Raw genomic sequence first — 1,156 nt, forward strand, 5'->3', positions numbered from 1 at the left:
CGACTTGAAGAAGTTTTTGCTTTGGACGCGGCGTACACTTCTCGAGATGAAATAACACTCCATGAATTAACCTCGACAAAATTGTTTGAGTGGACTAATCGCCAAGAAGTTACTGAGAGAAAAAAGCAACGTCAAATTGAAGAACGAAATCGGGCAGATGAGATGCTCTTATATGCAATTGAATCACTCTCAAAGAAAAAAAAAGACTATGTTCCTTTGTATGAACAAGCCTCTCTTTTACTTAGAAAATAGCACAGAGACCATATCGTCTTTGTGCTATTTTAGATTGAACTCCTAAGCAATGTATCCGTCTCCGTCAAAAGTTGCGGTGTCACCATCTCCATCACGTAAGTATCCCTCTACAAATGTTCCATTTGATTTAATATAGGAACTCACATGATGTGGTTCTACATAGTGCGTAGACAAGGATGGAAATTGAATCGCACTAGCATGGCGCAATGGATCATCTTGAAGCAAATATTGATGCACGTTAGGCATAGCGTCTGATTCTACGATCGGGCCACCCATTAAATCATTGTAAGATTCCTGATGATATGAGTTATCTTCTAAAGTAGGGAGTTCTTCTGCGTTATAATCATGATCAAGCATTAATATGAGCCTCCTTCATGGTGTGTTTTAACATTATTACATTAATCACATGATTAAAAGGTTTAAATTATAAAAAAATGTATTTTTTTACTCGTAAAGATGATTTTATGGATGACGATTTGTCAAATGAAGCACAACACTTCTTCGCTGAAGGGCTCGTGTGCTGTTTTCCAGTTCAGGCATTTTCTCGGTCGCCCGTTGATCTTGGTCAGCGCTTCCGCGAGTTCGTCATGCGTGACTTTCGCGAAGTCCGTTCTTTTCGGGAAGAACTCGCGCAGGAGACCGTTCTCGTTGCTCCCCCGTTACCACGATGAGTGCGGGTCGGCGAAATACATCGGCACGCCGAGCGTCGCCTGGATGCGCTCGTGACCGCTGAACTCCTTGCCCCGGTCCATCTCGCGATGGACCGGATGGACATCCCGAGCTCCAGATAGGTCTCTATTTCACGCGTTCCTTTGTGGAAAGATGAGTGTAGCTCATGCGATTTCCTCCGTCTGAATTTGTGTTGTGGTGACTTCATTCTACACGAGGAAAGCGTCATGGGCTT

General features: G+C 43.4%; 2 protein-coding genes and 1 pseudogene. 1 reads left to right on the plus strand and 2 read right to left on the minus strand.

Going from position 1 to position 1,156, the window contains the following annotated elements; all coding sequences use genetic code 11:
• The coding region (locus ON063_RS14575) for a hypothetical protein (protein ID WP_274665615.1) at nt 1–252 on the plus strand (252 nt) is incomplete at its 5' end.
• A 42-nt stretch (nt 253–294) separates the two neighbouring features.
• On the opposite strand, the gene ON063_RS14580 is transcribed toward ON063_RS14575, so the two are convergent.
• Nucleotides 295–609, minus strand: a complete 315-nt coding sequence (locus ON063_RS14580) for a hypothetical protein (protein ID WP_274665616.1) — start codon at nt 607–609, stop codon at nt 295–297.
• 122 nt (nt 610–731) lie between these two features.
• Nucleotides 732–1,004 (minus strand): annotated as a pseudogene (locus tag ON063_RS14585) (IS30 family transposase); the annotation flags it as partial.
• Between the last annotated feature and the right edge of the window lie 152 nt (nt 1,005–1,156).

Source organism: Exiguobacterium sp. B2(2022), from assembly GCF_028823655.1.
GTDB lineage: Bacteria > Bacillota > Bacilli > Exiguobacteriales > Exiguobacteriaceae > Exiguobacterium > Exiguobacterium aestuarii_A.